At 58.1% G+C, this 26,419-nt stretch carries 27 protein-coding genes, 2 tRNA genes and 1 rRNA gene; 20 read left to right on the top strand and 10 right to left on the bottom strand.

What is annotated here, in order from left to right; genetic code table 11:
* Nucleotides 1-138 precede the first annotated feature (138 nt).
* A complete protein-coding gene (locus ACQZ51_RS00150; RefSeq protein WP_448774359.1) occupies nt 139-921 on the top strand; it encodes a hypothetical protein in 783 nt (260 codons plus the stop codon).
* 189 nt (nt 922-1,110) lie between these two features.
* On the opposite strand, the gene ACQZ51_RS00145 is transcribed toward ACQZ51_RS00150, so the two are convergent.
* The 8 genes from ACQZ51_RS00145 to ACQZ51_RS00110 all read right to left on the bottom strand — a co-directional run bounded on the left by ACQZ51_RS00145 (nt 1,111) and on the right by ACQZ51_RS00110 (nt 8,018).
* A complete protein-coding gene (locus ACQZ51_RS00145) occupies nt 1,111-1,626 on the bottom strand; it encodes a hypothetical protein (RefSeq protein WP_448774357.1) in 516 nt (171 codons plus the stop codon).
* A 20-nt stretch (nt 1,627-1,646) separates the two neighbouring features.
* Complete coding sequence (locus ACQZ51_RS00140) at nt 1,647-2,702, bottom strand: LacI family DNA-binding transcriptional regulator (RefSeq protein WP_448774355.1); 1,056 nt, start codon at nt 2,700-2,702, stop codon at nt 1,647-1,649.
* Nucleotides 2,702-3,517 (bottom strand): ABC transporter permease, encoded by an 816-nt coding sequence (locus ACQZ51_RS00135; protein ID WP_448774353.1) that lies wholly within the window; start codon nt 3,515-3,517, stop codon nt 2,702-2,704. The genes ACQZ51_RS00140 and ACQZ51_RS00135 overlap by 1 nt, the downstream gene beginning before the upstream one ends.
* A complete protein-coding gene (locus ACQZ51_RS00130; RefSeq protein ID WP_448774351.1) occupies nt 3,514-4,335 on the bottom strand; it encodes an ABC transporter permease in 822 nt (273 codons plus the stop codon). Before ACQZ51_RS00130 ends, ACQZ51_RS00135 begins: the two co-directional genes overlap by 4 nt.
* A gap of 93 nt (nt 4,336-4,428) precedes the next feature.
* A complete protein-coding gene (locus tag ACQZ51_RS00125; protein ID WP_448774349.1) occupies nt 4,429-5,562 on the bottom strand; it encodes an ABC transporter substrate-binding protein in 1,134 nt (377 codons plus the stop codon).
* Nucleotides 5,563-5,660: 98 nt separating this feature from the next.
* Entirely contained in the window at nt 5,661-6,737 is a 1,077-nt protein-coding gene (locus ACQZ51_RS00120; RefSeq protein ID WP_448774347.1) for an ABC transporter ATP-binding protein, read from the bottom strand.
* A 79-nt stretch (nt 6,738-6,816) separates the two neighbouring features.
* Nucleotides 6,817-7,608, bottom strand: coding sequence for an inositol monophosphatase family protein (locus ACQZ51_RS00115; protein ID WP_448774345.1), 792 nt, complete (start codon nt 7,606-7,608; stop codon nt 6,817-6,819).
* 320 nt (nt 7,609-7,928) lie between these two features.
* Nucleotides 7,929-8,018 (bottom strand) — tRNA-Ser (locus ACQZ51_RS00110).
* A gap of 233 nt (nt 8,019-8,251) precedes the next feature.
* On the opposite strand from ACQZ51_RS00110, the gene ACQZ51_RS00105 reads away from it, so the two are divergent.
* From ACQZ51_RS00105 to ACQZ51_RS00015, 19 genes are all read left to right on the top strand, one after another.
* Nucleotides 8,252-8,569 (top strand): hypothetical protein, encoded by a 318-nt coding sequence (locus tag ACQZ51_RS00105; RefSeq protein WP_448774344.1) that lies wholly within the window; start codon nt 8,252-8,254, stop codon nt 8,567-8,569.
* Nucleotides 8,570-8,638: 69 nt separating this feature from the next.
* On the top strand, nt 8,639-9,289 hold the full coding sequence (msrA, locus tag ACQZ51_RS00100) for a peptide-methionine (S)-S-oxide reductase MsrA (RefSeq protein WP_448774342.1): 651 nt from the start codon (nt 8,639-8,641) through the stop codon (nt 9,287-9,289).
* A gap of 275 nt (nt 9,290-9,564) precedes the next feature.
* A complete protein-coding gene (locus tag ACQZ51_RS00095) occupies nt 9,565-10,557 on the top strand; it encodes a BMP family lipoprotein (RefSeq protein ID WP_448774341.1) in 993 nt (330 codons plus the stop codon).
* An 82-nt stretch (nt 10,558-10,639) separates the two neighbouring features.
* The gene (locus ACQZ51_RS00090; RefSeq protein WP_448775685.1) at nt 10,640-12,145 is read left to right on the top strand and encodes an ABC transporter ATP-binding protein; all 1,506 of its coding nucleotides are present in this window, start codon (nt 10,640-10,642) and stop codon (nt 12,143-12,145) included.
* A gap of 19 nt (nt 12,146-12,164) precedes the next feature.
* Complete coding sequence (locus ACQZ51_RS00085; RefSeq protein ID WP_448774339.1) at nt 12,165-13,268, top strand: ABC transporter permease; 1,104 nt, start codon at nt 12,165-12,167, stop codon at nt 13,266-13,268.
* A 5-nt stretch (nt 13,269-13,273) separates the two neighbouring features.
* Nucleotides 13,274-14,245, top strand: a complete 972-nt coding sequence (locus ACQZ51_RS00080; RefSeq protein ID WP_448774338.1) for an ABC transporter permease — start codon at nt 13,274-13,276, stop codon at nt 14,243-14,245.
* A 3-nt stretch (nt 14,246-14,248) separates the two neighbouring features.
* Nucleotides 14,249-14,638: a cytidine deaminase gene (locus ACQZ51_RS00075; RefSeq protein ID WP_448774336.1), complete on the top strand. Its 390-nt coding sequence runs from the start codon at nt 14,249-14,251 to the stop codon at nt 14,636-14,638.
* A complete protein-coding gene (locus ACQZ51_RS00070) occupies nt 14,638-15,438 on the top strand; it encodes a purine-nucleoside phosphorylase (RefSeq protein WP_448774334.1) in 801 nt (266 codons plus the stop codon). The genes ACQZ51_RS00075 and ACQZ51_RS00070 overlap by 1 nt, the downstream gene beginning before the upstream one ends.
* Nucleotides 15,439-15,440: 2 nt before the next feature.
* Nucleotides 15,441-16,214 carry a deoxyribose-phosphate aldolase gene (deoC, locus tag ACQZ51_RS00065; protein ID WP_448774333.1) on the top strand — a complete coding sequence of 258 codons (774 nt, stop codon included), beginning with the start codon at nt 15,441-15,443 and terminating at the stop codon, nt 16,212-16,214.
* A gap of 7 nt (nt 16,215-16,221) precedes the next feature.
* Nucleotides 16,222-17,532, top strand: a complete 1,311-nt coding sequence (gene deoA / locus ACQZ51_RS00060; protein WP_448774331.1) for a thymidine phosphorylase — start codon at nt 16,222-16,224, stop codon at nt 17,530-17,532.
* A gap of 102 nt (nt 17,533-17,634) precedes the next feature.
* Nucleotides 17,635-17,958, top strand: coding sequence for a hypothetical protein (locus ACQZ51_RS00055; protein WP_448774329.1), 324 nt, complete (start codon nt 17,635-17,637; stop codon nt 17,956-17,958).
* 113 nt (nt 17,959-18,071) lie between these two features.
* On the top strand, nt 18,072-19,289 hold the full coding sequence (gene coaBC / locus ACQZ51_RS00050) for a bifunctional phosphopantothenoylcysteine decarboxylase/phosphopantothenate--cysteine ligase CoaBC (protein WP_448774328.1): 1,218 nt from the start codon (nt 18,072-18,074) through the stop codon (nt 19,287-19,289).
* On the top strand, nt 19,286-19,639 hold the full coding sequence (locus ACQZ51_RS00045; RefSeq protein ID WP_448774326.1) for an MmcQ/YjbR family DNA-binding protein: 354 nt from the start codon (nt 19,286-19,288) through the stop codon (nt 19,637-19,639). Before coaBC ends, ACQZ51_RS00045 begins: the two co-directional genes overlap by 4 nt.
* A 10-nt stretch (nt 19,640-19,649) precedes the next feature.
* Nucleotides 19,650-20,231, top strand: coding sequence for a histidine phosphatase family protein (locus ACQZ51_RS00040; RefSeq protein WP_448774324.1), 582 nt, complete (start codon nt 19,650-19,652; stop codon nt 20,229-20,231).
* A gap of 57 nt (nt 20,232-20,288) precedes the next feature.
* Entirely contained in the window at nt 20,289-21,800 is a 1,512-nt protein-coding gene (zwf, locus tag ACQZ51_RS00035; protein ID WP_448774322.1) for a glucose-6-phosphate dehydrogenase, read from the top strand.
* 99 nt (nt 21,801-21,899) lie between these two features.
* On the top strand, nt 21,900-22,028 hold the full coding sequence (locus tag ACQZ51_RS00030) for a hypothetical protein (protein WP_269082218.1): 129 nt from the start codon (nt 21,900-21,902) through the stop codon (nt 22,026-22,028).
* 123 nt (nt 22,029-22,151) lie between these two features.
* Entirely contained in the window at nt 22,152-22,352 is a 201-nt protein-coding gene (locus tag ACQZ51_RS00025) for a hypothetical protein (protein ID WP_042616125.1), read from the top strand.
* Nucleotides 22,353-22,504: 152 nt separating this feature from the next.
* Nucleotides 22,505-24,400 (top strand): ABC transporter ATP-binding protein/permease, encoded by a 1,896-nt coding sequence (locus ACQZ51_RS00020; protein ID WP_448774320.1) that lies wholly within the window; start codon nt 22,505-22,507, stop codon nt 24,398-24,400.
* A 149-nt stretch (nt 24,401-24,549) separates the two neighbouring features.
* A complete protein-coding gene (locus tag ACQZ51_RS00015; protein ID WP_448774318.1) occupies nt 24,550-25,725 on the top strand; it encodes a zinc-dependent alcohol dehydrogenase in 1,176 nt (391 codons plus the stop codon).
* 263 nt (nt 25,726-25,988) lie between these two features.
* On the opposite strand, the gene ACQZ51_RS00010 is transcribed toward ACQZ51_RS00015, so the two are convergent.
* Nucleotides 25,989-26,065 (bottom strand) — tRNA-Met (locus ACQZ51_RS00010).
* A 263-nt stretch (nt 26,066-26,328) separates the two neighbouring features.
* A 5S ribosomal RNA gene (gene rrf, locus ACQZ51_RS00005) occupies nt 26,329-26,419 on the bottom strand; the annotation flags it as partial.

Raw genomic sequence — 26,419 nt, 5'->3', positions numbered from 1 at the left:
TTTTCAGGACCGAAAGACGATTTTACTTCCATGCTACTCAGCAGCAAGCCCACATTCTTTGCGGTCCTGCGCGATGTCGCAGAAGAGTTGCTTGCCATACATGACGTCTCGCCCCGGATCGTGCGCTATGTTGCCAGCATGCAGAAGTGGCTGATAACACAAGCAATCGTCGCTTTGCATTTTGAGCGACAGCAAGACCAGGCATGCCCGCCCCTCACCGCTGGAGCATTGATCGAGTTCTTTTCTTATGAGGAGTTGTTCAGCAAAAATACGCTGACTGCGCATGTTGCGGAAATGCGCGCCTATGGCCTGCTGGTTCAACAGGAAAGTCGGGACAAGCGCCTGAAGCCACTGCAACTGAGTATGAGTGCCGAGGCCCTGATTGGCCAATGGCTGGAACGCCATCTTTCCGCTCTCGATCGGCTCGACGGAGGCAATCGGGCATCCACATTCGGCAGCGATAAACGCCAACTTTCCTGTATTCACCCCCTGGCAGTTCGCGCCCTTGTCTTTAACCCGCACTGGTCACGCCCACCATTGAGCGTGAATATGTTCGTTCGCACGGAATCTGGAAGCAACATCCTGCATGAGCTTATCTGCCGGTTACCGGCCGGTCTTCAGGTCATTGATGGACCGGTCTGTCTCGGCCCGCTGCGTGCGAGTGAAGTTTCGACACGACACACCCTTTCCCGCGGCCATGTGCAGAGGGTATTTTCCCGAGCCAAATCGGAAGGCCATCTTGTGTGGAGCCTTCCCGGCAATCGCGGCGACCTCCATGTCTCCCCCACACTGCTGCAAGCCTATGTTCACTGGCAGGCGATCAAATTCCAGGCCATCGCGACGGCCTTTGACCAGATACAGGACAAGATGAAGCTGCAATGCTCCCATGATGCACCAGTGCCCGCGTATCACCTCCGATAAGCTTCCGGCAGAACCGCCATTGCGCAGCGCCACGGGTTCTCCAATGGAAATCGATGGCGACGATAAAGAGGATCAAGCGCAAATCTGGTCATCCAGCCAGATCCCACATTCTGACCGATGCCCGGTTTACATCTCAGTGCCAAAGGCTGCACCGGCGCAAATCCAGCGCCCGCTCTTGCTGGAGTTGGTCTAGCCGAGCCTCAGCGTGTGAACGATCTTCCAGTTCTCAATCGGCACGGATTGTGCCGAACTGATGACGGCGATGGCGTCAAGGCGGATGGTTTCACCTGAAAATTCCTGTTTAAGGGCGGCAAGTACGCTCGCTCGCTGCTCGACCGTCACGCCATAAGCGAGCGAGATATGCGGCATGAACGTATCAACAGAGCCGGTACCGAAAGCCTCGACCGCACGGGTTTTAAGATGCCTGAGCCGACCGGCCGGTTCGAAGCCCGCATAGAGCGAGCGGAAGAACTGCGGCAGCCCGTGGATGATGGTGACAGGGGCCGAGAAGGCGATCTCCCCGGCAAAGTTCGCATCGAGAACACCGGCAAGATCTTCGGCTGTTCTTTGCATGTCCTCGACCAACGTCAGATGCGGCATGAAGCGCGGCGTACCGAACTGGTCAGCGAGGCGGTTGATGGTTGCCTGAAGGCGTTCAAAATCAGTGTCTGCGGGTTGCAGCCAAATGGAATGCCAATCGCTCATGCTTTGATGTCTTTCGTCCTTCACGGTGCGGGCGCTGTCCGGTCCACCTTCATCGACCGCACCGTGTCGCGCATGATGAGCGGCACATCCAGCTGCGTTACGATGGGCGGGGCGGAGGGATTTGCCAGCCGCTGATCGAGAATGCGCACGATTTCGCGGGCCTGTTTTTCGGCACTTTGCTGGAAGGTCGTCAGCCTGTAGGCGCCCCAGCTGGCCTCCGGGATGTCGTCGAAACCGATGACCGAGAGATCTTCGGGGAGCCGCAAACCCAGCATGTTGCGGGCATAATCCATGAGCCCGAGCGCCATCAGGTCGTTAACACAGAACACGCCTTCGACGCGCCGTGCAGGAGAGAGCAGCAGCGAGGCGGCCAGGCTGCCACCCTCGTAATCCGTTCGCTCGGCACGCTCCACGAAGACGTCTAGCCCTGCTGTGCGGGCGGCTTCGACATAGGCCTGCTCGCGCTCCAGAAGGTTGGGGCTGCCCACGGCCGATGTGACCATGCCAACGCGCTGCATTCCTCGCGCCGCAAAGACCTGCACGGCCGTAGCGGCGGCCATCTTGTTGTTGACGCGGATGTGGTCAGGTCCTTCTTCATTTCGGCCGATGGCAATGAGCGGCTGACCGTTGCGCTGGGCAAGCTCGATGAAGGCGGGCGATGGCATGCCCGATAGAACCACCGTGGCCTGGGCCCGATAGCGCAGCAGATTGGCGTGAGACGCCTGCCCTCTCGCAGTGCTATCTGTGGCAATGAGAACCGGCATGCGACCGCTTTCAATGAGCAGACGGGAGAGCGTCGAGATCTGCAGCGAGCGGAAAGGCGTTTCGGTATCGGAGGCGATCATGCCGACCAACTGGCTGCGGTTGGCGAGAAGCCCGCGCGCCAGATCGTTGACCTGATAACCCAACTCCTCAGCGGCACGCATGACTTTCTCGCGCGTTGCCACAGAAACGCTGGCGCCGTGGGTAAAGGTACGCGAGACAGCGGAACGGGAGACGCCAGCGCGCTCGGCCACCTCATGGGCGCTGATATAGCGTGGCAGGCCTGAGATTTCCGTATCTTCTTTCTCCCGCATCAGCGCCCCACCTTCGAAAGCACATCCGCCTTTAGAAACCGTTCGATGAACATCATGAAGACGATGGACGGAACCAGCAGGATCAGCGCGGTGATCGAGGCGATCTGGTAGTTTCCACCCGAGCCTGCGGTGTAGAGCAGCAGCGGCAGGGTAGAAATATCGGGTGCACCGACGAAATAGGTGCCGGTAAATTCGTCGAGCGATTCCAGAAAGACGAAGATGGCGCTTGCCAGCAGGCCTGGGGCTGCGATTGGCAGCGTGATATCGCAAAAGGTTTTGAACGCCGAGGCACCCATGGAGCGCGCCGCTTCCTCAAGCTCGCGGTCGATAGCAGAAAAAGCCGCCGTAGCGATCCATACCGCGTAGACGAGGCCATGCGTGACATGGACGAGGACGACGCCGACGACAGTGCCGTTCAACCCCAGCTGATAGAAAAGACGAGCGATATTCACATAGACCGGCAGGTTCGGAAACGCCTGTGGGATCAGAAGTATAAGCAGGATGGCACCACGGAACGGCAGTTTTAGCCGCGCCAGCGCATAGCCCGCAGGGATAGCAAGGCCAATCGAGAAGATGACGGTGAGGCAGGCAATGATCACGCTCATGGTCAGCGACGTCGTGGCATTGCCGCGCGGCGAAAAGACGCTCACCCAGTAGGAAAAGCCGTATTGCAGAGGTAGCGCATGGGGGAAATACCATTTCTCCGCCACGGCCCAGAGTACAAGATTGGTCAATGGGCCGAAGATGGCGAAGGCAAGGAGCCCCAGGCCAATGGCGCGGGGTATCCACTTGAGGTCAATCATGGTCGTATTCATCGATGTTCCCTCATCGTCTGGCGTAGATAGACCCATCCCACGAGGCTGGTCGTCAAGAGCGAGATCACACCAAGTGCATTGGCGACGCCATAATCTCCATAGGCGTTGATGCGGAAGGCCATGCTGGCCGTGATCATGGTGGGCGATTGCGCGTTGATCATCAGCGGCACGGAGAGAACCGACATCATAGTGACAAAGCTCAGAATGAGCCCCACGAGCAGGGTGGGAAGTACCTGCGGCAGGATGATTTCGATAAGAATACGCAAACGGCTTGCGCCCAGATTGCGAGCGGACTCGATCATGGAGCGGTCGAGCGAGGCCATCGCGCCAGCCAGTAGCAAGGTAACAAAGGGCGTTTGCTTCCAGACGAATGCAATGACAATGCCGCGCCAATCGAGAAAGCTGGTCGTCTGCATGGGTGTTAGAATATCCGCCTGCATGAGAAGGCTGTTCATCAATCCGTTCTTGGCGAGAAAGGTTCTCAGAATCTGGCCAACGACGATGAACGGCACGAAAAGTGGCCAGCGGTAGAGCCAACGCAGGATCGCCACTGCGCGAGGGTTGGAGCCAAGCGTCAGATACCCGCCGATCGCGACGGACAGAAGCCCGATCAATATCGCAGATAGACTGACGATCACAATCGTGAAGGCAATATCGCCACTGTAGAGTTCGAATGCCTTTTGAAAATTGGCAAAGCCGAACTTGCCGTCCACCGCAAAAGCCCCGGCGATGGAACTCACCAGAGGCACGATGAAGAGAAGCAGCACGATGACCAGTGCTGGCATGACCAGCAAAAGTCCGAGAAGCGGGATCGGCATGGGTTTCACCGAATTCGTGTTTCAATCAGGTTTTGCCATTTCTGGCAGCAAGATTGCCGGGCGGCGATTTCACGTCGCCCGGCAGGTCTTCGATCAGTTGCCAACCTGGCGCTCGTACGCTTCGAGAATCGCCTTGTTGTAGGGTGCGATCGGGAAGGCCTTGCCGTTCTTGGCGAGGTCGGCCGGGCCGATATCGGTGAAGAGCTTTTCCCAGGTTGCCTTTTCGAGCTTGGCCTGAACGTGCTGCGCGTCAATGCCCGGATACCAGTTGAAGCGCTCGACAATGCCCTTGGCCTGGACTTCAGGGCTGGTGGCCAGGTTGACGAACTTTTCAGCTAGCTCCTTGTGAGGCGCCTTTTCCGGAATGGTGTAATGCATCGGCTGGCCGGGCATGCCGGGGGAAGGAAGAACCAGCTTCATGTCCGGCGGCAGCTTGCCGGTGGCCTTCCAGCTATAGAACATGTCCACCCAGACCGGGCCGATGGCAATTTCGCCGCGGCTCAGCATATCCAACGTCCCGGCATTGCCGGGCGTCAACGTTGCATTCGTGGTGAAATCCTTGAGCTTGGCAAAGGCAGGTGCCCACTTTTCGGCTTCACTTGCCTCGAATGGCCCCTGCTGCAGCTTGTCGCCGTCACCTGCAAAGGCGTAGATCCAGCCCATGACGAAGCTGACGCCGGAGGCGCCGCCCTTGATACCGTTATAGCCGAACTGCTTGGGGTGTTCCTTGGCCCAGGCAACGAGTTCCTCGTAGCTCTTCGGCGGCGTTGCAACCAGCGCCGGGTTGTAGGCAAGGGCCGTCTGGCTGTTGAACATCGGCATGACATAACCATCGACATTGGTGCCGAGCGCCATCTTGGCATTCTCGCGCGTCACCAGCTTGCCGCTCTCGATCTTGTCTCGGTACTTTGCAAGATACTTTTTCTCGACCATCGGACCAACGAACTTTTCATGCACCACGGCAATGTCGGCATCCCAGGTTGCAACGTTGGCGCCAGCCTGCGCGTCAAAGCGCTCCAGGATTTTCTGCGATCCGGCATCACCGGGGCCTGTGCCAACGGCGCGAACAGTGACGCCGGGGTTCTGCTTTTCAAACAGCGGACCCAGATAGTCGTTGACGTAGTCGACCATGTTCTGGTCACCAGCCGTCATGACGGTCAGCTCTTCAGCCATGAGCGGCGAGGTTGTCAGCCCGAGGGCCAGTAGGGAATAGGCGAGGGTTTTCATGTCATCAGTCCTTTTCGAGGTAATTACAGACATTCAAAGCGTATGCGAGGCAGGGAAAGGGTCTTGCAGGAGCCCTCAAGGGCTCCCACTTCACGCGATTACGGGTGCGGGAAGATATAGAGTGCAAGTTCGGGCACCGTGATTTCGACGGGCGCGCCCTCTTCGAAGCGCGTGGTGGCATCCACAATCAGGCTGGTTTCGCCGAGATGGACGACATGGCGCCAGAGCCCGCCGGGATAGCTGACCTGCGCAACCTTACCGGTCAACACAAGGCCATCCCGCTCCGAACCAGACGCAGCGTCCGCCGCGGTCATCCGCAACGTTTCGCTGCGGAAACGGGCAATCGCGGGCCCCGAAGCAAGCCGTCGATCGCCGCGGTTGATCACGGCTTTGTGGTTGTTCCGGCCTTCTGCGATGCAAATGCTATTGCCGGAAACCTCGACGTCGAGCTCGACGATGTTTTCTGCGCCCATGAAAGCCGCCACAAAGTCCGAGTTCGGCTGGTTGTAAACCTCGTGCGGGGTGCCAGCCTGGGCGATCTCGCCGCCATTCATGATGACGATGCGATCGGCCATGACCATGGCTTCCTCACGGTCGTGGGTAACGTGCACGGCGGTGATGCCCAGCCGGCGCTGCAACGCACTGATTTCGTGACGAACAGTGAGGCGGATGCGCGCGTCGAGGTTGGAAAGCGGCTCGTCGAGCAGCAAGATGTCCGGATTGATGGCCAGTGCACGGCCAAGTGCTACTCGCTGGCGCTGGCCGCCGGAAAGTTCGGCGGGCTTGCGGTTGCCTAACGCCTGCAGTCCGAGAAGGGCCTTCATCTCGTCGATGCGCTGGCGAGCCAATTTCGGCTCGACGCGACGCAACTTGAGACCATAGCCGATATTCTGATCGACCGTCATATGCGGCCAGAGCGCATAGGACTGAAACACCAGCGCCATGCCACGCTTGTCTGGCGGCTGGCGCGTAACGTCGCGGCCGCCAATGGAAATTGTGCCTTGGGTAGGCGTGTTGAAGCCCGCAACGGTTCGCAACAACGTTGTTTTGCCACAACCGGACGAGCCGAGCAGAGCGACGAACTCGCCCTTGCGCACGGATAGATCGATCCCCTTCAGAATCTCGTTCTCACCGTAGCGCACGCGGGTCTGCGATATATTCAGGTAGCCTTCCATCGGTCCCTCCAATACCAATGAACATTGCACAGCCGTGCAACGATTTTATGACACCTTTCCTGACATGACAGAAGGTGCCTTAACGCGCCTCCTCCCGAGACGTGGCAAGTGGTATCCGCATAATATCGCTGATTGGTTCGGCAAGGTCCGGAACACATGCCAGCACAGGACCACCGTGCAGGATCTTTTCGCGACCTTCAAATAAGCAGACCCTCCCGCCTGCCTCTTCGACCATCAGCAATCCAGCCATGCAATCCCAGGAATTCATGTGGCGCTCGACATAGGCTTCATTGCGTCCGTCCGCGACGTAAGCCAGCCCCAGTGCGCCGGAGCCTGCTCGGCGAACGTTGAAGCCGAACTCAAGCAAACCATCCATCACACCAAGATAGTCCTGCTTTTCAATGCGCGAAGACCACCCAAGCTCCACCGTTGCAGCCTCTGCTGCAGCAACGCTGGATACATGAATCGGCCGCCCATTGAGTGTTGCGCCAAGGCCGCGCCGGGCGAAGTGAAGTTCACGCAGCACCGGATTGTAGATCGCGCCGAATTCGGTCCGCCCTTTTTCGACATAGGCGATTGCGATACAGAAATGCGGGATGTTGCGGGCAAAATTGGCCGTGCCATCGATCGGATCGACGACCCAGAGTGTGGCCGCGTCGCCGCCGCCACCCTCCTCGCCAAAGAAACCATCGTCCGGATAGGCTTCGGCAATCGCTTGGCGCAGGAACTCTTCGCAGCGCCCGTCGAACTCAGTCAGATAGTCTTGGCGGCCCTTCATCTGCACAGATCGGGCCTGCCCAAAACCATGCATCACCAGTTCGCCCGCGCGAATGATGATTTGTCTGCAGAAATCCGCCTTGTCGTTGAGCATCAGCGTCATCCAAAAATACGATGCGTAACATTTGCACAGCCGTGCATTCTTGTAAACAGCTCCACAGACCGGTATTGCGAAGATGGCGTGCGCCTGCCTCGCGTCACGCGTCACCACCTGCGGCAATCCTCGTTACGACGGAAGGCGGTTCGACAGATGGCAGCTTTTAAGCCTCAAACGTAGCAGATCGGCTCAAAGCACCGACGTTCCGCCGAACGAGAGAATGGGTGCGGCGATTGTCGCGTTCTAAGCAGAGACTGGCGGGCCAGTTTTGGCTCGTCAAAAACTTTACAGGAAAATCAGCTATATACCCGAGAGGGTGGCGGACAGGGTGGGATTCGAACCCACGGTACGCTTTCACGCACACACGCGTTCCAGGCGTGCGCCTTAAACCACTCGGCCACCTGTCCTAATAAACGTCTGCATGTTTGGAAAACTGCAAATCACTGGAACGGCGCGATATATACCGATGAATTCGCGCGGATCAACCCAAATTCGTGAGTTTTTTTATTTGCCGGGCAATTAGATGCGATTGGCGTGATTGCAAAGGGGGTTTGGCACCTTTATCCAGTGGGGGAACAGGCTTGTATGGAACAGATTTGATCCGCGCAGCCGCGCAAAGCCATCGGCAGAGGTTTTTTTCGTGAAATCGATTTTTCGGCTCATCAGTCTTCTGTGTCTTGCGGCAGCGGTGAGCATTGGCGTCTATGATTCGATCCGCTCGGTTTCGACCTCTTCCGTCGATCTGTTGAGCACCCGCGATGCCTGGTTCCAGTATTTTCCTTCCTCACTTGCCATGGTACAGGCCGGTTTCGATCACTATATTCATCCCGAAGCGTGGCGGTGGCTGGAAAACGGCCTCTCGATTGTTCCGGCCTTTGCGGTTTTTCTTGCCCTTTCCCTCCTGTTCTGGATGGCGGGATATAGCAAGCGCCGGGCATTGGGCCGCTTTTCCGCTTAAATGCGGTCATCGTCACGACCATGAATGCAGAAACCAGAGCGCGGCCCCTACGGCCGCAAGGAGAATGCAATGTTCGGATTGAATAGCAGTTCCAAGAAGACCGTGATGCCGACGCCTGAGACCGCCTATCCCGGTCGCGATGCGGAGGTAAAGGTCAATGAGCACCACTTCGTCAATGGCAACCCGTTAAAGGGCCCCTACCCCGACCATCTGGAAACGGTCTATCTCGGCATGGGCTGCTTCTGGGGTGCGGAACGCCTGTTCTGGCAGACGCCGGGCGTGTGGGTCACGGCTGCGGGTTATTCCGGTGGCATCACCCGCAATCCGCATTATGAGGAAACGACCACGGGGCTCACCGGCCACGCGGAAGTCGTAAAAGTGGTCTACGATCCTGCAAAAGTATCGTTGGCTGCGCTTTTGAAGACATTCTTTGAGGAGCACGACCCCACCCAGGGCATGCGCCAGGGCAATGATATCGGCACGACCTACCGCTCCGTGATCTATACAACCAGCGACGCGCAACTGGCGCAGGCCAGGGCGGCGCGCGACACGTTCCAGCAAGCCTTGAAGGCAGCGGGCCATTCCCAAGTGATCACGAGCGAAATCGAGCCGCTGGATATCTTCTATTATGCCGAAGATTATCATCAGCAATATCTGGCCAAGAATCCCGGCGGCTATTGCGGCCTTCGCGGAACAGGCGTCAGCTGCAACATCGGCTGATAGACCTGTCTAACATATCTTCAAAAGCGCGTTCTCAGGCTCTCACCGGCCTGAGGCGCGCTTTTCTTTTTTGCAGATGCCTGTTGCACAGGCTCAAAAGAACAGCAGTTAACGGTTTTTCCATCGGGTCAAAAAAACCGGATGAATTTTTCTTGCAGGCATGCAAGTATCCTCGCGCACAGTCTAGAAAAGGCTGGCAGTTCCGCAGACATGCCCGTAACCGGGTTTGCGGGAGGACCCTTTAAAAAACCAAACTGTAACAACAGGGCTGCACAATGAAAAAATCCCTTCTGACGCTTTTCGCGCTGGCTGCGATGTCGGCTTCCGCTTTGGCTGCGGACATCAAGCCTGCGCTGGTCTATGGCACGGGCGGTAAATTCGACAAGTCGTTCAACGAAGCCGCTGCCGCGGGCGCCGAGAAGTTCAAGGCTGAAACCGGCACCGAATTCCGCGATTTCGAGCCAACCAGCGACACGCAGGGTGAGCAGGCCATTCGCAACTTCGCCAGCCGCGGGTTCAACCCGGTTGTCGCCGTATCCTTCGCGTGGACATCGGCCATGGAAAAGGTTGCAGCCGAGTTCCCTGATACCAAGTTCGTCATTGTTGACTCCGTCGTTGAGCTGCCAAATGTGCGCTCCGTCGTCTACAAGGAAGAAGAAGGTTCTTACCTCGTTGGTCTTCTGGCCGGCATGGCATCCAAGACCGGCAAGGTCGGCTTCATCGGCGGCATGGACATTCCGTTGATCCGCAAATTCGCCTGCGGCTACGCCCAGGGTGCCAAGGCTGCCAACGCCAAGATCGAAGTGTTCCAGAACATGACCGGCACGACCGGAGCGGCCTGGAACGACCCGGTGCGCGGTGGTGAGCTGACGAAGAACCAGCTCGATCAGGGTGCTGACGTTGTTTACGCGGCAGCCGGTGCAACAGGCCTTGGCGTGCTTCAGACAGCTGCCGATAACAAGAAATACTCCATCGGCGTGGACTCAAACCAGAACCACCTGCACCCCGGCTCTGTTCTGACCTCCATGGTCAAGCGCGTCGATCTGGCCGTTTACAACGCCTTCAAGGACACCAAGGACGACAAGTTCACCGCTGGCGTGACCTCGCTCGGCGTCAAGGAAGATGGCGTTGCCTACGCGCTTGACGACAACAACAAGGCGCTGATCACGCCGGAAATGATGGCTGCCGTCGATAAGGCGAAGGCTGACATCGTTGCCGGTACCGTCAAGGTTCACGACTACATGTCCGACAATTCTTGCCCAAAGTGATGTGATTTTATGACAAGGGGCGCATCGCGGATCTCGCGTTGCGCCCTTTTCATATCCAGCCTCCGGAGACGTTGGGTTGACGATGGAACCTGCAATCGAGCTTGTCGGTATCGATAAAAAATTCGGCACCGTGCACGCCAACAAGAATATCAATCTCACCGTTGCCAAGGGTACGATCCATGGCATCATCGGGGAAAACGGAGCTGGGAAATCGACATTGATGTCGATCCTTTACGGCTTCTATTCCGCCGATTCCGGTGAAATCCGCATTGATGGCAAAGCCGTCAACATCAAAGACAGCCAGGCGGCTATCGATGCCGGCATCGGCATGGTGCATCAGCATTTCATGCTGGTCGAGAACTTCTCGGTTCTGGAAAACATCATGCTGGGAGCCGAAGGCGGCGCATTGCTGGCCAAGGGCACGGCTGCCACCCGCAAGGAGCTGAAGCGGCTGGAAAACGACTATGGGCTGGAAGTCGATCCCGATGCGATCATCGAGGATTTGCCGGTTGGCCTGCAGCAGCGCGTCGAAATATTGAAGGCTATGTATCGCGGCGCAGAAATTCTCATTCTTGATGAGCCGACAGGCGTGTTGACGCCAGCCGAAGCTGATCACTTGTTCAAGATCCTCGGCGTGTTGCGCGATCAGGGCAAGACCGTCATCCTCATCACCCACAAGCTGCGCGAAATCATGGCCATTACCGATGACGTTTCGGTCATGCGCCGCGGCGAGATGGTGGCGACACGCAAGACCTCTGAAACGACGGTTGAGGAACTGGCCGAACTCATGGTCGGTCGCCGCGTGCTTCTGCGGGTGGAAAAAGGTGAAGCCAATCCGGGCGAAGTTCTGTTTTCCGTCCGCAATCTCACCGTCAAAGACAGCCGTGGCGTGACCATGGTCGACAATGTCTCCTTCGATGTGCGCGCCGGTGAAATCGTCGGCATTGCCGGTGTGGCCGGCAATGGCCAGTCGGAATTGCTGGAAGCCATTGCGGGCATTCGCAAGCCCCATTCCGGCGAGATCCTGATGGGCGGCAAGACGGTGGACAAGGTCGATCCCGCCATCCTGCGCAAGCTGGGCCTCGCACATATTCCCGAAGACCGCCACCATATGGGGCTGGTTCTGAAATTCGAGGAATATGAGAACTCCATTCTCGGCTATCACCGCGATGACCGCTACGGCAAGGGCATGTTCCTCAACCCGGAAGCCATCCGCAAGGACGCCATCGAGAAGATCGAAAAATACGACATCCGTCCACCCAATGCGAATTTGAAGACCGCCAACTTTTCCGGTGGCAACCAGCAGAAGATCGTCGTTGCGCGCGAAATCGAGCGCGACCCGAAGATGCTGATCATCGGCCAGCCGACACGCGGTGTGGATATCGGGGCCATCGAGTTCATTCACCGCCGCATCATCGAGATGCGGGATGCGGGCAAGGCCATTTTGCTCGTATCGGTCGAGCTTGATGAAATCCGTTCCCTGTCAGACCGTATTCTGGTCATGTTCGCAGGTCGGATCGTCGGAGAAAAAACGGCGGAAGCCGAAGAACAGACGCTTGGCCTGATGATGGCCGGCATCGCCGCATAAGGCAAAGGCTTTAAAGCTCATGAGTACAGCTTCCGTCCCTCTTCCCAACTGGATGTCCTACGGCCTTCTGCCGTTGCTCAACCTCGCCACCGCTTTGTTCATCTCCGGCCTGGTGGTCTGGGGCATCGGTGAAGACCCGTTCGCCGCCCTGCGACTTCTGGTCGAAGGTGCGCTCGGCCGGGGTGATGCCATTGGTTTCACGCTGTTTTACACCACCAGCTTCATCTTTACCGGCCTTTCGGTCGCCGTTGCCTTCCACGCTGGCCTCTTCAACATCGGCTCGGAAGGACAGGCCTATATTGGCGGTCTCGGCGCTGCTCTGGTGGCGCTGGCGCTGGATCGTTACGTGCCGTGGTATGTCACCATGCCCTTTGCCATTATCGGTGCTGCGCTGTTTGGTGCGGCGTGGGCGTTCATTCCCGGCTGGCTTCAGGCCAAGCGCGGCAGCCACGTGGTCATCACCACCATCATGTTCAACTTCATCGCAGCCGCGCTGATGGTGTACCTGCTGGTCAACGTCTTCATCGTTCCCGGCAAGATGGCGCCTGAAACCCGTACATTCCTGCCCGGTGGCCAATTGCCGAAGCTGGACTGGTTGATGGCGATGTTCGGGTTGAAGCTCGGTCCGGCACCGTTCAACGTGTCCTTCATCATCGCGCTGGTCGCCGCATTCCTCGTCTGGGTGCTCATCTGGCGCACCAAGCTGGGTTATGAAATGCGCACGCTCGGCATCAGCCCGTCTGCCGCCTCCTATGCGGGCATTCCCTATTCCCGCACCGTCATCATCGCCATGCTCATCTCAGGTGGCTTGGCGGGCATGATGGCGCTGAACCCGGTCATGGGCGCATCGGCACGGTTGCAGGTGGAGTTTGTCGGCGGTGCCGGTTTCGTCGGCATTGCCGTGTCCCTCATGGGGCGAAGCCACCCGGTCGGAATCGTCTTTGCAGCCCTTTTGTTCGGGATTCTCTATCAGGGTGGCGCGGATCTTTCGTTTGAGATGCCCAATATCACCCGCGAGATGATCGTCGTCATTCAGGGTCTCGTTATCCTCTTTGCAGGCGCGCTCGAATATATGTACCGCCCCGCGCTGGTGCGCATCTACCAACAATTCGTGAAGAGGTAAGGCCCATGGACACCTTCGATATGCTGGTCAGCATTCTCGGTTCGACCGTTCGCCTGACCATTCCGCTGTTGTTCACAGCCCTTGCCGGTCTGTTTTCCGAACGCGCAGGCGTGTTCGACATTGGCCTTGAAGGCAAGATGCTGGCGGCGGCCTTTGCATCCGCCTGCGTCGCCTATCTGACCGCCGACCCGTGGGCAGGTCTTGCCGCCGGTATCGGTGTGTCGATCTTCTTCTCACTGGTGCACGGCTTTGCCGTCATCACCAACCGGGGCAACCAGATCGTCTCAGGTGTGGCGCTCAATTTCGTCGCGGCCGGTCTGACGGTCGTTCTCGGGCAGGCCTGGTTCGGCCAGGGCGGCCGCACGCCGCAGATCCCGGGCGAAGGCCGTTTCACGCCGATCATTCTGCCGGGCGTGGATGCCATGCGGGAAATTCCCTTCATTGGCCCGCTCTACGCAAATGTCATCTCCGGTAACAACATCCTGACCTATATCGCCTTCATCGCGGTGCCGCTTTCCTGGTGGGTTCTTTACCGCACCCGTTTCGGTCTGCGCCTGCGCGCCGTGGGTGAAAATCCCGGTGCGGTCGATACCGCAGGCATTTCCGTCACCTGGATGCGCTTTCGCGCCGTCATGGTCGCAGGTTTTCTCTGCGGCTTTGCAGGGACGTATCTTGCCGTGGCACAGTCAGCCGCCTTCATTGCCAACATGTCTGCAGGCAAGGGTTACATCGCGCTTGCTGCCCTAGTCTTTGCCAAGTGGAAGCCAGTTCCGGTCATGTTCGCCTGCCTGCTGTTCGGTTTTCTGGATGCGGTCGCAAACTTCATGCAGGGCAAGGCCATTCCCGGCATCGGTGAAGTACCGGTGCAGATTTTCCAGGCGATGCCTTACATTCTCACCTGCATTCTGCTGGCCGGTTTCATCGGCGTTGCCAAGCCGCCAAAGGCTGGCGGCGTTGCCTATTCGAAGGAGCGTTAAACCATGTCGCACGAATTGTTCGAGGCAGCCCGCGAGGCCATGGCCTTTGCCCACGCACCCTATTCGAAGTTCCCCGTCGGTGCGGCCATCCGCGCCGAAGACGGCAAGATCTACAAGGGCGCGAATATCGAGAACCTGTCCTTCCCGCAGGGCTGGTGCGCGGAACCTTCCGCCATAAGCGCCATGGTCATGGGCGGGGCCCGGAAGATCACTGAAATCGCCGTGATTGCCGAAAAGCTGGCGCTTTGCCCGCCCTGCGGCGGTTGCCGCCAGAAAATCGCGGAATTTGCGTCTGCTGACACCAAAATCTATCTCTGTGACGAGGCTGGCGTGCAGAAGGTCATGACCATGGACGAGCTTTTGCCCTTCAGCTTCAAGACAGAGCTTGCCTGATGGACCACGCGATCATCGATGTTCTCGTTGACCGGCTGAACGGCTTGATGCCACGCACCGCCATCGTGCTTGGCTCCGGCCTCGGCTCGCTGGTGGATGAGGTGACGGACGCCATCCACATTCCCTATGCCGAAATTCCCGGCTTTCCCGAAAGTGCGGTTTCCGGCCACGCGGGCGAACTGGTGGCGGGATATCTGGGTGGCCAGCCTGTCATCATGCTGGCGGGTCGCGTCCATTATTATGAGCAGGGTGATGCCAGCGCCATGCGCCCGGCCATCGAGGCTCTCTGCGGCATTGGCGTGCAGTCGCTCATTCTTACCAATGCGGCAGGTTCCGTGCGGCAGGATATGCCACCCGGCTCGGTCATGCAGATCACCGATCACATCAACTATTCCGGCATGAACCCGCTGATTGGCGAAGACAGCGACCGCCGCTTCGTGGGCATGACCAACGCATACGATGCAGATCTATCGATTGCGATGCGCAATTCTGCCATCCGCGCGGGCGTTCCGCTGTTCTCAGGCGTCTATATGTGGTTTTCGGGCCCAAGCTTTGAAACACCAGCGGAAATCCGCATGGCCCGCACGCTGGGTGCGGATGCCGTCGGCATGTCCACCGTGCCGGAAGTTATCCTTGCGCGCTTTTTCGGGATGCGCATCGCCGCCGCTTCCGTTATTACCAATTACGGTGCCGGCATGACCGGTGCCGAACTGAGCCATGAAGAAACCAAAGACATGGCACCCATTGGCGGCAAGCGATTGGCCGCGATTTTAACGGAAATGATTTCAGGAGGAAATTGAGCATGGAACTTCAGCGCCCGCGCGAAGCCGCCGCTCTCGCCCTGTCCTTGCTGGACCTCACCAATCTGAAGGAAGATTGCACGCCGGAGCAGATCGCTGCGCTGTGCCAGAAGGCCCATACGCCCTATGGCACCACAGCCGCCATCTGCATCTGGCCGCGCTTTGTGGCACAGGCCCGTGCCGCCTTTGGAAAAGACACATCGGTGCGCATCGCAACCGTCGTCAACTTCCCGTCCGGTGACCTCGATGTCGCAACAGTTGTTGCCGAGACCGAGCGTGCGATTGCCGATGGCGCAGATGAAATCGATCTGGTCATTCCCTACAAAAAATTCATAGCAGGCGATGAAAATGCCGTCAGCGAGATGGTCTCAGCCGTTCGCAACGCATGCCCATCCCCTGCACTGCTCAAGGTTATCCTTGAAACCGGTGAATTGAAGGACAAGGTACTGATCCGCCGCGCATCCGAGATCGCCATTGTCGAGGGTGCTGATTTCATCAAGACATCCACTGGCAAGGTGTCCATCAATGCCACGCTTGAGGCTGCGGATATCATGTTGCAGGCCATCCGCGACAGCAGGAAGAATGTCGGCTTCAAGCCCGCTGGCGGCATCGGCACCGTGGAAGATGCGACGCTTTATCTGCGCTTGGCAGAAACCATCATGCGGCCCAACTGGGCCATGCCATCCACTTTCCGTTTCGGCGCATCCGGCGTTCTGGACGATATTTTGAACGTGATGGCCGGTGGTGAACCCTCCAAGGCATCCAGCGGATATTGAGCCGCCCATGATTCCGCAGGAAATCATCCGCCGCAAACGGGACGGTGAAGTGCTGACGGCGGATGAGATTTCCGCTTTCATCGCTGGGCTTTCCAAGGCCACGATCTCGGAAGGACAGGCCGCAGCCTTCGCCATGGCCGTGTTCTTTCGCGGCATGAGCCGGGATGAAACCGTGGCACTGACGCTTGCCATGCGCGATAGCGGCGATGTTTTGTCCTTTGCCGATATCGGCAAACCCATTGCCGACAAGCATTCCACCGGCGGCGTCGGCGATAATGTCTCGCTGATGCTGGCCCCCATCGTTGCTGCCTGTGGGCTTGCGGTGCCGATGATTTCGGGCAAGGGCCTTGGCCACACCGGCGGCACGCTGGATAAGCTCGAATCCATAGCAGGCTATGATATCATGCCTGACGAGGCTCTCTTCCGCCGCACAGTCCGGGATGTCGGCTGCGCCATTATCGGCCAGACGGGCGATCTCGCCCCCGCCGACAAGCGGCTCTATGCTATCCGCGACGTGACCGCGACGGTGGATTCCATCCCGCTGATTACCGCCTCTATCCTGTCGAAGAAACTCGCCGCTGGCCTGGAAACGCTGGTTCTGGACGTCAAATTCGGCAATGGCGCCTTCATGCAAAGCGTTGATGAAGCCGAGCGATTGGCGCGGTCTCTGGTCGAGGTCGCCAATGGCGCAGGCGTGAAGACATCCGCCCTCATCACCGATATGAACGAGCCTCTGGCCGATACCGCCGGTAACGCGCTTGAAATCATCCATTGCCTCGATTTTCTGCGCGGCGAGAAAGCCGGGACCCGCATCGATACGACAGTCTTTGCCTTCGCGGCAGAAATGCTGGTGCAATCGGGCCTCGCCTCCAGCCTTGCTGAAGGCGAGCGGCAGGCGCGGCAGGCGTTAAACAGCGGTCATGCCATGGAGCGATTCGGGCAGATGATCGCAGCACTTGGCGGTCCCGCTGATTTCGTTGACCGGCCTCACGCTTATCTCAATCCCGCGCCCCATATTCTGCCTGTTCACGCACCGGACGCCGGATCGTTGTCTTCGTGGAAGACACGCGATCTTGGTATGGTCGTAGTCGAACTCGGCGGTGGCCGCCGCCATCCCGGTGACGCCATCGATCACCGGGTGGGCCTGTCCCATATTCTGCCGCTCGGCACCAAGGTCGAAAAAGGCCAGCCGATTGCCACCGTACACGCAGCCTCAAGCGAAGATGCAGAACGCGCAAGAGCTCGGGTGCTCGATGCGCTCGGCTGTTCGGATCAGCCCTTTATCGCCGCACCCGTGGTGGCAACGCGCATCGGCTAAGAGCCGGAAATGCAAAACATCTGAGCAAAATCAGATGCTTGTTCAAAAAATGCAAAAATAACAAAAAAACGTCCAAACGCTTTCTCAATGACGAGCGGACCCATGCCTACAATCTCCCCACTTCCGACGCGCCATGTTTTCGCGAGACATGGACGCGGGCGGGAGGCTGGTGGATGGACGCAGACGTGCGGGCAGGCATCAGAATGCGATGACATGACCGGCTGGCTGGACCACCTCGACCCGAAAGACCATTCACGGCTTTCGGTGGCAGGGCAGGACGGCTTGCCGGATGCACCTCAAAAGCTTGGAGACCGGATCATTCACGATCCGGTCTCCAGCAACAGCGGCAGGCCCACGCAGATGCGGCACTACCTGCAATACCTTGGCCTAGACACCTACCGCATTTGCGTGGCCTCTCCGGGTTGAACAGAATGCCACGGGCGCACAGCGCCGCGTGAACGTGCAACCGCGTCCGCTGCGATTGCACTTTGAAAGCCAAGGGCTTAGGCTCCGTCCCAAACAGGATACTGGTCGGCATCATGACACTTTCGGGCAAGCATATTCTTCTCATCATCTCAGGTGGCATCGCGGCCTATAAGAGCCTTGATCTCATCCGCCGTCTGAAAGAGCGCGGTGCGCGGGTGACACCTGTGATGACATCAGGTGCGCAGCAATTCGTGACGCCGCTTGCCGTTGGCGCGCTCTCGGCCACCCACGTCTTTACCGAGCTGTTCTCACGTCAGGATGAGCAGGATGTTGGCCATATCCGGCTGGCGCGGGATTGCGATCTGATTGTCGTGGCCCCTGCCACTGCCGATTTGATGGCGAAAATGGTCCATGGTCTGGCCGATGATCTGGCCTCCACCATTCTGCTGGCCACCGACCGCAAGGTGCTGGTAGCCCCCGCCATGAACCCCAAAATGTGGGCCGCCAAGGCAACGCAGCGCAATATCGCGACGCTTGAGGCTGATGGCATTGCCTTCATCGGCCCCATGGCTGGAGAAATGGCGGAAAAGAACGAGGTGGGCCTTGGCCGCATGGCGGAACCCTTGCAGATTGTCGAGGCTGTCGAGAAGGCGCTGTATGATGGGCCGAAGCCGCTTTCGGGAAAGAAGGCCATCGTCACATCAGGCCCGACGCATGAGCCGATCGATCCGGTGCGCTACATCGCCAACCGTTCTTCCGGCAAGCAGGGACATGCCATTGCAGCCGCACTGGCGGAGCTTGGGGCAGAGGTCACGCTGATCTCTGGCCCGGTCACGCTTCCCGATCCCGCAGGTGTCGTGACGGTCCATGTGGAGCGGGCGCAGGAGATGCTGGATGCGGTGCTTTCGGCGCTGCCTTGTGACATCGCGGTGATGGTTGCCGCCGTTGCCGACTGGCGTGTGGCAACAGCTGGAGACCAGAAGATCAAGAAACAGCCCGGCGATGAGCCGCCTGCCCTGCAGCTCACCGAAAACCCGGATATTCTCAAAACCCTTGGCCACCATGCGCAAAGGCCTGCAATCGTCGTCGGCTTTGCGGCGGAAACGCAGGATGTGGAAACCAATGGCCGCGCCAAGCTTGCGCGCAAGGGTGCTGATATCATCGTTGCCAATGACGTCTCGGCCTCCACCGGCATCATGGGCGGGGACCGCAACAGCGTGAAGATCATTTCCCAAGATGGCATCGAGCCATGGCCCGATCTCGACAAGGCAGAGGTGGCAAAACGGCTTGCGTCGATGATTGCGACCATGATCTCGGACAAAGCGGAATGAGCTTTTTCGAGCGCAGCTCCTTCGACGCGATCCTTGCGGCTTGGCCCGGCGTCGGCTTTGTCGATCAGTGGGATTCCCGTGTCGCAAAGGTTGGAGACAAGGTCTTTGCTGTTCTGGGGCAGCGCGAAAACTGGCGTCTCGTTCTCAAATGCACCGAAGAGAGCTTTGAGATCCTGACCTCGCTCGAGGGCATCGCCCAGGCACCCTATTTTGCCAAGCGCAAATGGATTTCCATTTCCGACCACTCTCCGCTCGGGCAGGAAGAGCTGGAACATTATATCCAGCGGTCCTACCAACTTGTTGCGGCAGGACTGACCAGGAAGCTGCGGCAGGAATTGGGTATCCTATGAGGCCAAATCGATGAACAAGAAATTTCCGCAGATTTTCCTCGTCAGGCATGGCGAGACGGAATGGTCGAAATCCGGTCGGCATACCGGGCGCAGCGACATTCCCCTGACGGAGAAAGGCGAGGCCGCAGCGTCGTGGCTGGTGGAACGCCTGCCGCCCCTTGCCTTCGATGCGGTTTTGACCAGCCCATCCCAGCGCGCCCGCAAGACCTGCGAACTCGCGGGCTATGGCTCCCGCGCAGAGATCGACGACAATCTGGCCGAATGGGATTACGGACAATATGAAGGCATGACCACGCCGGATATTCACAAGCAACAACCCGGCTGGAACCTCTTTCGTGATGGATGCCCTAACGGAGAAACGGGCGCGGATGTGGCGCTGAGAGCCGATGCAGTCATCGAAAAGATCAGAGCTGTCGCCGGCGATGTGCTGATTTTTTCCAGCTCCCACTTCTTGCGCGTGCTGGCGGCCAGATGGCTTGGCTTAGGCCCCGAAGCGGGTCTGTTTTTCGTTCTCGATACGACCAGCATCAGTATTCTTGGGTACGAGCACGATCTGAGTGAACCGGTCATCAGGAGCTGGAACCAGACATAATCCGGTCCGAAGGATGTTCTAAGTTCAGGGCCAATTCAGACAGTTGGAGACATTGCTTTGGACGCTGCACCTGCCCCTCCGGTTACACTTGTCATCTTCGGTGCCACTGGCGATCTGACGCGCCGCCTTCTGGTGCCTGCGCTCATCAACCTCACCCGCAGCGGACTGGTGGCGGATGACCTTCACATTATCGGCGTGGGCATAGAGCCCGGCGACGATGCGGTGCTGGTTGAAAAGCTGGATGGTTTTCTCGCGGGACTTGGGGGTGACGAGCCCGTTTCCGCCGATCAGGCATGGCTGCGACTGAAGAAACGCATTTCCTATATCAGCGGCGACTTTACCAAAGACGAGGTCTTTGTCGAAATCGCCCGCAGGCTTGCCCAGTCTGAAACGGGAAATGCCGCCTTTTATCTGGCCGTTCCGCCGCAGTTCTTCGGCACAATCGTCGAGAAGCTAGGTCAACATGGGATGGTGACCGAGAAGGACGACGCTTTCAGGCGTATCGCCATCGAGAAGCCTTTCGGGACAGACCTTGCCTCGGCCCGCGCGCTCAATGCGAAAATTCTGGGCATCGTCGCCGAAAAACAGGTCTATCGCCTCGACCACTTCCTCGGCAAGGAGACCGTCCAGAACCTGATGACGGCGCGATTTGCCAATATGATGATCGAGGCGCTGTGGAACAGCAATTACATCGACCATGTGCAGATTACCGCCGCCGAAACCGTGGATGTGGGCACGCGCGGCAAGTTCTATGATGCCACTGGCGCTCTTCGCGACATGATCCCGAACCATCTTTTCCAGCTTCTGGCCATGGTCGCGATGGAGCCACCGAACAGTTTCGATGCGGAGGCCATCCGCAATGAGAAAAGCAAGCTGCTAGCGGCCTTGCGGGTCTATACGGAGGAGGAAGCGCCAAGCCATTCCGCACGCGGTGTCTACACCGCAGGCACGTTGAACGGCGTTTCCATTCCGGCCTATCAGGACACTAGGGATGTCGCACCGGGCTCCAGCACGGAAACCTTCGTCGCGCTGAAAATCTATGCCGATACGTGGCGCTGGGCGGGCGTTCCCTTTTACCTGCGCACCGGCAAGGCGATGACAGCCCGCGACACAGAAATTGTCGTGACCTTCAAGAATGTCCCCTTCACCCAGTTTCGACAGTCGGATTCCAGACCGAAACTACCGCCGAACCGGCTCGTCATTCAGGTTCAGCCGGATGAGGGTCTCAGCCTGGAAATGTCGATCAAATCACCGGGCCAGACCGTCGATACCGTGCCGGTGTCGCTCGACTTTCGCTATGCGGACCGGTTCGATATCGGCAAAACGACCGGCTACGAATCGCTGCTCTACGAATTGTTTGTCGGCGACCAGACACTGTTTCAGCGGGCCGATGGCATCGAAGCCGGCTGGGCCGTGGTTCAACCCTTCCTCGATCTCTGGGCCAAGCAAGGGCATCCCGAAGCATATGAGCCGGGCAGCATGGGGCCGAAATGTGCGCAAGAGCTTATCGAGCGCGACGGGCGGCAATGGCGCGAGCTTGGCGTGCTGCACCCGCACAAACAGGCATAGTCACCCGAGAATGGCGCCGGAGTGCGTTTGCGATCAAAAATGTCTTGCCTTTACCATCCACATCATCGCTAATCTGCAAGACAAACAAGGAGACATTCCATGGCTAAGGGTCAGGTCCGCAGCAACAAAGAAGTCAGAAAGCCGAAGAAGGACAAGGTTGCTCCAGCAGCCGCGCCAACGCTCGGCTCTCAGGTCAAGGCCAGCGAAAGCTCGACCAAAAAGAAGTAACGCATTCACTTGCGACAACAAGCTCCGGTGCGCACAGGCTGCCCGCCGGAGTTTGTGTATCTATGCGCCCGATAGCGTCGGCGAGCATTTTTTGACGATGGAGAGACTCAGATTATAAAGATAATGGTTCTGCTACACAGCGCCAAAGGCATGGAATGGCAAACGCCGCCCAAAGGCACCAGCCTCAAGACATTGGGCGAAGCCGAAGAGCAAGGCTACATTTCCATTCGCGGTGAATTTCAAAAGCGCCAGTTTCGCCTGACGCAGTTCGGCTTCGACTATGTGGAGCGCGACAAGCGCCGCCTGGAAGCGCGCAATCAGTAAAGCATGATTGTCAGGCCCAGACGTTACGCGTCTGCGCCTCATTCTTACATCTGAAAACCATTATAAAGCTGGAACCAGATCGGGGCCGCGCCGTTGATAGCGGGAACATTTTTTGCTCCCCACGTCGCCCTCACATTTGACCAGGAGTGAGAATGGTTTCTGATCCCTCAGTGTCTTCGGACGCCTCCATTACCCATCACGATATGACGCCCGAAGAAGTGGAAGAGGCCCGCAAGGCCTTCCTTCTCAAACGCTTCTGGATCAGTGCGCGTGGCTTCTGGGGCCGGCAAGGTGACCGCCTGGCATGGCCGTTGTCCATCGGGCTTCTGGTCATGATCGGCATCAATGTCGGTTTTCAATATGGTATCAATGTCTGGAACCGTGGGCTTTTCGACGCGATTGAGCAGCGCAACGCAGACGGCGTCTATTCGCTCGGCTCGATCTTTCCATTTCTCGTTCTGGGCAGCGTGGCGTTGGTGAGTTCGCAGGTCTATGTGCGCATGCGCATGCAAAGGCGCTGGCGCTCCTGGCTGACGAAGGGGCTGACCGGGCGCTGGCTTGCCAGTGGCCGTTACTACCAGCTGAACCTGATTGATGGCGACCACCAGAACCCGGAAGCGCGCATTTCCGAAGATATGCGCATTGCCACCGAGGCACCTGTTGATTTCACCGCAGGTGTCATTTCCGCCTTTGTTTCGGCTTCGACATTCATCGTCGTCTTGTGGACCATCGGCGGCGCGCTGACGTTGCAGATAGCTGGCTCGAGCGTCACGATACCCGGATTCCTCGTCATCGCCGCTGTAGTCTATGCCATCATCACCTCGAGTGCGATTGCGTTTATCGGGCGCAATTTCGTCAAGGTTTCCGAAACCAAAAACCAGGTTGAGGCGGAGTTTCGCTATACGCTGACGCGGGTGCGTGAAAATGGTGAGAGCATTGCCCTGCTAGGCGGTGAGGAAGAGGAACGCGATGACCTCGACCGCCGGTTTTTCAACGTCAGGACGCAGTGGCGGCTGTTGTCCAACCAGTATATGCGCACCTCCCTCGTGTCCCACAGTTCCATGCTAATTGCGCCTGTGGTGCCGGTACTGCTCTGTGCGCCGAAGTTTCTGGATGGAAGCATGTCGCTCGGCCAAGTCATGCAGGCCGCATCCGCCTTCACCATTGTGCAGGGCGCGTTTGGCTGGCTGGTCGACAACTATCCACGTCTGGCAGACTGGAACGCCTGCGCACGCCGTGTCGCATCGCTGATGATGTCTCTCGATGGTCTCGAGCAGGCGGAAAAGAGCGATACGGTCGGGCGCATCCAGCGCGGCGAAACCACTGACAATACGATGCTCAGCCTCAGCGACCTCTCGGTTTCGCTGGGAGATGGCACGGCGGTGGTGAAGGAGACCGAAGTGCAGATCCAGCCGGGCGAGCGGGTTCTGGTGGCCGGTGAATCCGGCTCTGGCAAGAGCACGCTGGTGCGGGCCATTGCCGGCCTCTGGCCTTGGGGCGGTGGGCGTGTTGATTTTCATCCCGAGCATCAGCTCTTCATGCTGCCGCAAAAGCCTTACATTCCGACCGGCACTCTTCGCCGTGCCGTCTCCTATCCCCGCCCCGCCGATAGCTGGGGCGAGGAGGAAATCCAGATTGCACTGGACAAGGTTGGTCTTGGCGAACTGGGTGAAAAGATGGAGGAAGAGGCTCCATGGGACCACACCTTGTCGGGCGGTGAAAAGCAGCGCCTCGCCTTCGCCCGGCTTCTGCTCCACAAGCCAAATATCATTGTGCTGGATGAGGCGACATCAGCGCTTGATGACAAGACGCAGGACAAGATCATGGCCATGCTGATCGAAGAGCTTCCCGACGCGACCGTTCTCAGCGTTGCGCACCGCGTCGAGCTTGAAGCGTTTCACACCCGCAAGATCACCTTGGAAAAACGCGAGGGTGGCGCAAAGCTGGTCAGTGATATCGGCCTCATGCAGCGCCATCAAAAGCGGGGCAGGCTCTCAAAGCTCATCAAAAAGCCGCGCTTTCGCAAACAGAACCGCCAGCCTTCCTGAGGCTGGCGCCCGCCTTTGCCATAACGTTCAAGGGCCAACGGAACTTCTGCCCTCCACTTCGGTTCGGACGCTAACACCAGCGCAACGCCTGCTATTGCTAAGACAGCGCGCGACGCGGCATCGAAACCGACAATGACGAGGAAAGAACCATGAAAGCTCTCTGCTGGCACGGCAAAGGCGACATTCGTTGCGACAGCGTTCCCGAACCGCAACTCCAGGACGGGCGCGATGTCATCATCAAAATGACCGCCTGCGCCATATGCGGCTCTGACCTGCATCTGATGGATGGATATATTCCGTTCATGGAAAAAGGCGACATTCTGGGCCATGAATTCATGGGTGAAGTCGTGGACGTTGGCCGCGACAACAAGAATCTGAAAGTTGGCGACCGGGTGGTGGTGCCCTTCACCATTTCCTGTGGCGAATGCATTCAGTGCCGCAAAGGCAACTGGTCCGTGTGTGAACGATCCAACCCCAAACCGGAAAACGGCATCAAGGCCTTCGGCTACCAGACTGCCGGCCTGTTTGGTTACTCTCATCTGACTGGCGGCATCCCAGGTGGTCAGGCAGAGTTCGTACGCGTACCCTATGCAGATGTCTCACCCATCATCATACCGAACGGCATGACCGACGAGCAGGCGCTTTTTCTGGGCGACATCTTCCCCACGGGATGGATGGCTGCGGCAAATTGTGAAATCGAGCCCACCGACATCGTTGCGATCTGGGGCTGCGGCCCGGTTGGCCAGTTCTGCATCAAAAGCGCCTTCATGCAGGGTGCGGAACGCGTCATCGCCATCGATAACGTGCCGGAGCGTCTGGCGCTGGCGCAAGCGGCAGGGGCTGAGATCATCAACTACGACCAGATTGATGGAACGATTCCCGATTTCATCAAGGATATGACGGGTGGTCATGGCGCCGATAAGTGTATCGATGCAGTCGGTGCTGAATCCCACGCTACCGCATCCTTCGACGCTGTTATCGACAAGGTGAAGGCAGCCACCTTCCTTGGAACCGACCGTCCACATGTCCTGCGCACCGCGATCATGGCCTGCAGACCGGGTGGGATCGTATCAGTTCCGGGCGTTTATGGCGGAATGCTCGATAAAATCCCATTCGGTGCCGCGATGAACAAAGGGCTGACCATTCGCACCGGCCAAACCCATGTGAACCGCTATGCGCAAGACCTGCTGCGCCGTATTGAAGAAGGCGAGATCGATCCAAGCTTCATCATTACCCACCGGGCAAAGCTCCAAGACGGACCTGCACTCTACGAAACCTTCCGTGACAAGAAGGATGAATGCATCAAAGTTGTGCTGACGGCGTAAGCCGGGGAAGTTTCATAGGATGCGGCGGGCGTGGTCCGCCGTCTCTTTGTGAGCTGAGTCACGGTCTATGTCGTAAATGCGTATGGGACTTCGTGGGCGTACCTGCCCCATAAGTGCCCGTTGATGTTGAGAAGAAATAAACCTCTCTGGGCTTACTTCGGCGGCTGAGCTGATTGGTTTTAGTCCGCGCATAATAGCCGATGAGACCAATCTGTCTGCGTGGAATTTGTCTGGTTCTGATTTTGATTATCTGGGATGGTTTTTGGTTGCGGGGGCAGGATTTGAACCTGCGGCCTTCAGGTTATGAGCCTGACGAGCTACCGGGCTGCTCCACCCCGCGTTACCAGGTTTTTGCGTTTGCAAAAACCGCCAGAGCAAACTCTTTGAGTTTGCGTCTCTACCCGACTTTTGCCTAGGGCAAAATGTCGTCTTGGTCCGGTTTTTGCGTTGGCAAAATACCGTTGTTAGAACTCAGAGGGCTGAACAAGTGCCTTATGAGCAGTGCGCTTAAATGCATAAAGGCCGCTTGCGCGGCCCTTTGTATCGGCTGGGCCGAAGGAGTGTGTTGAGAAGACTGTTTTTATGATGCGTTGCGTTTTGCAGACCTGGCAGCGACCTACTCTCCCGCGTCTTAAGACGGAGTACCATTGGCGCTGGGGCGTTTCACGGCCGTGTTCGGAATGGGAACGGGTGC

The sequence above is a fragment of the Agrobacterium sp. CG674 genome, from assembly GCF_053521645.1.
The sequence above is the reverse complement of the archived record's forward strand: the minus strand, read 5'-3'. Positions and strand labels throughout refer to the sequence as shown.

Coding starts and splice junctions, on each gene's coding strand:
- ACQZ51_RS00150 (WP_448774359.1), top strand. CDS start 139: ATGCAGAAGTGGCTGATAACACAAGCAATCGTCGCTTTGCATTTTGAG.
- ACQZ51_RS00145 (WP_448774357.1), bottom strand. CDS start 1,626: ATGAGCGATTGGCATTCCATTTGGCTGCAACCCGCAGACACTGATTTT.
- ACQZ51_RS00140 (WP_448774355.1), bottom strand. CDS start 2,702: ATGCGGGAGAAAGAAGATACGGAAATCTCAGGCCTGCCACGCTATATC.
- ACQZ51_RS00135 (WP_448774353.1), bottom strand. CDS start 3,517: ATGAATACGACCATGATTGACCTCAAGTGGATACCCCGCGCCATTGGC.
- ACQZ51_RS00130 (WP_448774351.1), bottom strand. CDS start 4,335: ATGCCGATCCCGCTTCTCGGACTTTTGCTGGTCATGCCAGCACTGGTC.
- ACQZ51_RS00125 (WP_448774349.1), bottom strand. CDS start 5,562: ATGAAAACCCTCGCCTATTCCCTACTGGCCCTCGGGCTGACAACCTCG.
- ACQZ51_RS00120 (WP_448774347.1), bottom strand. CDS start 6,737: ATGGAAGGCTACCTGAATATATCGCAGACCCGCGTGCGCTACGGTGAG.
- ACQZ51_RS00115 (WP_448774345.1), bottom strand. CDS start 7,608: ATGCTCAACGACAAGGCGGATTTCTGCAGACAAATCATCATTCGCGCG.
- msrA (WP_448774342.1), top strand. CDS start 8,639: ATGTTCGGATTGAATAGCAGTTCCAAGAAGACCGTGATGCCGACGCCT.
- ACQZ51_RS00095 (WP_448774341.1), top strand. CDS start 9,565: ATGAAAAAATCCCTTCTGACGCTTTTCGCGCTGGCTGCGATGTCGGCT.
- ACQZ51_RS00090 (WP_448775685.1), top strand. CDS start 10,640: ATGGAACCTGCAATCGAGCTTGTCGGTATCGATAAAAAATTCGGCACC.
- ACQZ51_RS00085 (WP_448774339.1), top strand. CDS start 12,165: ATGAGTACAGCTTCCGTCCCTCTTCCCAACTGGATGTCCTACGGCCTT.
- ACQZ51_RS00080 (WP_448774338.1), top strand. CDS start 13,274: ATGGACACCTTCGATATGCTGGTCAGCATTCTCGGTTCGACCGTTCGC.
- ACQZ51_RS00075 (WP_448774336.1), top strand. CDS start 14,249: ATGTCGCACGAATTGTTCGAGGCAGCCCGCGAGGCCATGGCCTTTGCC.
- ACQZ51_RS00070 (WP_448774334.1), top strand. CDS start 14,638: ATGGACCACGCGATCATCGATGTTCTCGTTGACCGGCTGAACGGCTTG.
- deoC (WP_448774333.1), top strand. CDS start 15,441: ATGGAACTTCAGCGCCCGCGCGAAGCCGCCGCTCTCGCCCTGTCCTTG.
- deoA (WP_448774331.1), top strand. CDS start 16,222: ATGATTCCGCAGGAAATCATCCGCCGCAAACGGGACGGTGAAGTGCTG.
- ACQZ51_RS00055 (WP_448774329.1), top strand. CDS start 17,635: ATGCCTACAATCTCCCCACTTCCGACGCGCCATGTTTTCGCGAGACAT.
- coaBC (WP_448774328.1), top strand. CDS start 18,072: ATGACACTTTCGGGCAAGCATATTCTTCTCATCATCTCAGGTGGCATC.
- ACQZ51_RS00045 (WP_448774326.1), top strand. CDS start 19,286: ATGAGCTTTTTCGAGCGCAGCTCCTTCGACGCGATCCTTGCGGCTTGG.
- ACQZ51_RS00040 (WP_448774324.1), top strand. CDS start 19,650: ATGAACAAGAAATTTCCGCAGATTTTCCTCGTCAGGCATGGCGAGACG.
- ACQZ51_RS00030 (WP_269082218.1), top strand. CDS start 21,900: ATGGCTAAGGGTCAGGTCCGCAGCAACAAAGAAGTCAGAAAGCCGAAG.
- ACQZ51_RS00025 (WP_042616125.1), top strand. CDS start 22,152: ATGGTTCTGCTACACAGCGCCAAAGGCATGGAATGGCAAACGCCGCCC.
- ACQZ51_RS00020 (WP_448774320.1), top strand. CDS start 22,505: ATGGTTTCTGATCCCTCAGTGTCTTCGGACGCCTCCATTACCCATCAC.
- ACQZ51_RS00015 (WP_448774318.1), top strand. CDS start 24,550: ATGAAAGCTCTCTGCTGGCACGGCAAAGGCGACATTCGTTGCGACAGC.